At 71.9% G+C, this 4,259-nt stretch carries 3 protein-coding genes and 1 pseudogene; 1 reads left to right on the top strand and 3 read right to left on the bottom strand.

Annotated features, from left to right (window positions below; translation table 11 throughout):
* Positions 1-151: 151 nt before the first annotated feature.
* The 3 genes and pseudogenes from QH470_RS15415 to QH470_RS15405 form a co-directional block, all read right to left on the bottom strand.
* Positions 152-427 (bottom strand): annotated as a pseudogene (locus tag QH470_RS15415) (tRNA lysidine(34) synthetase TilS); the annotation flags it as partial.
* Between the two features lie 326 nt (positions 428-753).
* Positions 754-1,929, bottom strand: coding sequence for a zinc-dependent metalloprotease (locus QH470_RS15410; protein ID WP_280273042.1), 1,176 nt, complete (start codon positions 1,927-1,929; stop codon positions 754-756).
* 13 nt (positions 1,930-1,942) lie between these two features.
* Positions 1,943-3,397: a D-alanyl-D-alanine carboxypeptidase/D-alanyl-D-alanine-endopeptidase gene (locus tag QH470_RS15405; protein WP_280273043.1), complete on the bottom strand. Its 1,455-nt coding sequence runs from the start codon at positions 3,395-3,397 to the stop codon at positions 1,943-1,945.
* A 208-nt stretch (positions 3,398-3,605) separates the two neighbouring features.
* Between QH470_RS15405 and ppa the strand changes: the two genes are divergently transcribed.
* Positions 3,606-4,097 carry an inorganic diphosphatase gene (ppa, locus tag QH470_RS15400; RefSeq protein WP_280273041.1) on the top strand — a complete coding sequence of 164 codons (492 nt, stop codon included), beginning with the start codon at positions 3,606-3,608 and terminating at the stop codon, positions 4,095-4,097.
* Positions 4,098-4,259: the final 162 nt, after the last annotated feature.

Genomic DNA, 4,259 nt, shown 5'->3' with positions numbered 1-4,259 from the left:
CTGGTCGCCCTGGTGATCGCACTGATCTTGGGAGTGGGCTATAGGGTGGAGCGAACTGTCAGACGTCCGAGCGAGTACCACCTGGAGATGTGCCGTGCGCGATACCGGCTCCCGCGAACTCGATCCGGTTGCGCGGGGCGCCCGGGCCCCCCCGCGCCCCCCCCCCCCCCCCCCCCCCCGACCCCACCTCCACGCCTAGCACCCGAGCGGAACGGCACCCCAACGCGCACGCCGCGTCTGCGGCCTCCGCCGCAACCCGATCCGACCCGGGCTGCAAGCCGTGATCCACAACGAGAGCATCGACCACCCCGGCCTCGGCCACCGCCGCCGCCGTCAAGGCCAGCGAATCCGCTCCCCCGGACAGCGCGACCGCCACCCCCTCACCGGATGCGTACCGCCCCAACCATTCCCGCACCGCATGCCGCATCTCCAACGCAGCCCGAGTCTCCGGCAACAACCTGCCCCCACGAGCAGCACCGGCCCGCACCCTTCCCGCACGCCCCGACCCACTCTCGCCACCACGGCCCACACCACCCGAACCAGCCAACGCAGCACGATCAGCGCTCACCGAATCAGTCACCGCAGCACGATCAGCGTCGACCGAACCAGCCACCGCGGCAGGATCAACGCCAACCGAACCAGCCACCGCGGCAGGATCAGCGCCAACCGACCCAGCCACCGCGGCACGATCGGCGCTCATCGAACCAACCACCGCGGCGGGATCCGGTTGTCCGGGCGGGGGTGGGCGCATGGTCAGCCCAGGACTCTGGTGATCCAGCGCTGTGGGTCGCTGATCTCGTCGGTGCGGGGCAGTGTGTCGCCGTCGGTCCACACGGTGTTGAAGCGCTGCATGCCTACCGTGCCGACCACCTCGTCGACGAACGCCTTGCCGCGCACGTACTGAGCCACCTTGGCGTCCACGCCCAGCAGGGCGCGCAACAGCCGCTGCAACGGGTTGGCCGGACGGCGGCGGCGCTGGTCGAACGCCTGCCGGATCTGCACGACCGACGGGATCACCGCCGGGCCGACCGCGTCCATCACGTGGTCGGCATGGCCCTCGAGCAGAGTGCCGAGCATCAGCAGCCGGTCCAGCGCGTCCCGCTGCTCCGGTGCCTGGGTAGCGCGCAGCAGACCCAGCACGCCGCGGTTGGCGGGGTCGTCGTCCTTGGCCCCGTCGCCGCTCGCGGCGCGGACGCGGCGGCGTTCCCGCACCTCTTCCAGCAACCGCGACAGCACCTGGTCCAACGGCTCGTCGCCGACGTCGCCGAGCACCTCGACGTTGTGCTTCATGTAATCGGCCAGCCACGGCACCGAGGAGAACTGCACCCGGTGCGTCACCTCGTGCAGGCACACCCAGAAGCGGAAGTCGCTGGGCGACACGCCGAGTGCGCGTTCCACTGCCACGATGTTCGGCGCCACCAGCAGCAGCGTCCCGTCGGGGCCGCTGAACGGATCGTATTGACCGAGAATCGCCGTGGACAGGAACGCCAGCATCGCGCCCGCCTGCACACCCGCGGGCTTGCCGGTGAAACGACCCGGTTCGGCCGCCGACCCGCCGGTCAGTTCCGCCATGGAATCGGAGGCCGCCCGGATCCAGCCCGGCCGGTCCACCACCCGCGCCGCGGGCACCGGGCGGTCGTCGGCCAGCAGGCTGACCTCCCGCACCGGCGCCTCGGCACGCATAGCGGCCAGGCCCAGTTCGTCGACCACCTGTTCGGCGGTATAGCGGCTGGTCCGGGGCCCCGCGGGCACCAGCGCGGAGCCGGTCTTCGCGGCCAGTCGCCAGTCGATCGCGCCGGACAGCGAGGAACGCCTCGACTCGGAAATCACTCGGCCGGACTCGATATCGACCACCACCTGTTCGGATCGTTCGGGGTTCTGGTCGCCGGCGGCTCGGTCGCCCGCGGCCGCATCACCGGGTCCGGTCATCGTTTACCACCCGTCAGGAGCATCCACAGTTGCGCAGCGTGGCGGCGATGGCGTCCAATGCCGGGCGGCTGGCCTCGGGGGGCCGGTCGTTCGACATCAGCGCGAAAGTCAGCACGCGGCCATCGCTGTCCAGCACATACCCTGCCAACGCGCTCGATACCGACAGAGTTCCGGTTTTCGCCCGGACGAACCCCGCGCCGCTGTGGTCGCGCGGCGTGACGAACCGGTACGCCAGCGAGCCCGTACCGGCCGCGACCGGCAGATAATCGAGCAGCGGGGCCAGCGGCGAACCGGTAGTCCCGGTGCTGTCGGAGTGGACGGCCGACGCGCTCGGCCGGGTGGTCCCGGCGCCCGATTCGGGCTGCGGCGCCGCCGCCTCCATCAGCACCCCGTCGAGCAGGCGGGCCGGAATCCGGTCGTCGGTGGACAGGCCGCTGTTGTCCAGCAGGGTCGACCCGGCGGTGTCGAAGCCCGCGGCGTTCAGGGCGGTGATCGTCGCGGCGGCGGCTCCGGCGAAGGACTGCTCGTTCCCGGTCGCCGTCGCGATCTCCCGGCCGATCGTCTCGGCCAGGACGTCGTCGGAGTGAATCATCATCTCGCGCAGGCGATCTCGCAACGGCGCCGACTGCACCCGGGCCACCTCGGCGGCTCCGGCCGGGGCACGGCCCAGCCGCACCTTGGCCGGATCCAGGCCCAGTTCCGCCGCCAGCCGACGACCGGCGTCGAGCGCGGGAGTCGGTGTGCGAGGGGAATATTCGACCAGCGGGTCCAATCGGCCGCCGTCGATCATGACCGGTTCGATCGGCGCCCAGGAACCGCCCGCGATGTCGGCCGGATCCCAGCCCGCCGGCCACGCCGGGCCGGTGAAGACCGAGGTGTCCACCACGATCGTGTCGGCGGTCCGACCGGCCGCGCGAATCTGCGCCGCCAGGTCCGACAGCCGCGGCCCATCTTTGTAGTAACCCTTGCCGTCGGCCTGCGCGGTCAGCGTGGGATCACCACCGGCGACCAGCACCAGCTCGTTCGGGCTGGTCCCGCCGACCACCTTGGTGGTCACGCGGTGATCCGGCGGCACCACCAGCAGCGCGGCCGCGGCGGTCAGCACCTTCGCCGTGGACGCCGGGATCACCGGCTTCGCGGGATCGGCGCTCCAGAGCGCGGTGCGGGTGTCCGGGTCGCTGACCGAGGCGGTGAACGCACCGAGATCGGGGCTCCCGACCACCGGCGCCAACGCCGCGGCCAAGCCCTGCGCGGTCGGCGCGGGCGCGGCCGGCGAGGCAGCCGCCAACTGCGGGACCGGCGTCACCGGGGCGGGCAGGGCGCCGATGCGCAGGCCGCCGTGCCGGAACTCGGCGGTCCACGGCCGCAGCGTGATCGACACCGTCGCGGCGGCCACCACCACGACGACCAGCACGGTGAGCACACCGATCCACACGCCCCGGCGCCGCCGACGGCCCGGTTCGCCGATGTTGTTACCTACCACCTGACCGCAGTCTCCCTAATCCACCCGTGACAGAGGTCCTCGCGCGAGTTCCGCCGGGCCCCTGCCGCACCCGTGCGCCCGTCGACCACACTATCCTCACCTGGCCGGCGTTCCCTCGAACGAGCTGGCGAGTCGGCAGCCCGCGGCGCGCGCGCCGGGCCATCGAACACAGGCACCAGACTAAGGAGATGACGTGGAGTTCGACGTCACCATCGAGATCCCCAAGGGTCAGCGCAACAAGTACGAGGTCGACCACGAGACCGGGCGGGTGCGGCTGGACCGCTACCTCTACACGCCGATGGTCTACCCGGCCGACTACGGCTACATCGAGAACAGCCTCGGCTCCGACGGCGACCCGCTGGACTGCCTGGTGCTGCTGCCGGAGTCGGTCTTCCCCGGCGTGATCGTGGAGGCCCGCCCCGTCGGCGTGCTGCTGATGAGCGACGAGGCCGGCGGCGACGAGAAGATCGTGGCGGTGCCGGCCGGTGACAAGCGCTGGGACCACATCCAGGAGGTCACCGATATCGGCGAGTTCGACCGCAAGGCGATCGAGCACTTCTTCGAGCACTACAAGGACCTGGAGCCGGGCAAGTGGGTCAAGGTCGACGGCTGGGACGGCCGGGCCAAGGCGGAAAGCCTGGTCGACGAGGCCTTCGCGCGGCTGAAGGAACAGGGCGGCCACTGACGAACGAGCGCTCGGTGGGGTTCCGCGTCGCGAAGCCGCACCGAGCGCTCGAGGCTGGTGGTGGCCCGCCCCCCCACCTGCCACCCCCCGCCCCCCCGGCGCCGCTGGGCGCGGGTTAAGGGGCCCCACCGGCCCCCGCCGCCCCGCCCGCGCGTTGGCGGC

Source organism: Nocardia wallacei, assembly GCF_029868745.1.
Classification (GTDB): Bacteria; Actinomycetota; Actinomycetes; order Mycobacteriales; family Mycobacteriaceae; genus Nocardia; species Nocardia wallacei_B.
Note: the sequence above shows the minus strand (reverse complement) of the source record. Positions and strands in the feature narration are given on the sequence as shown.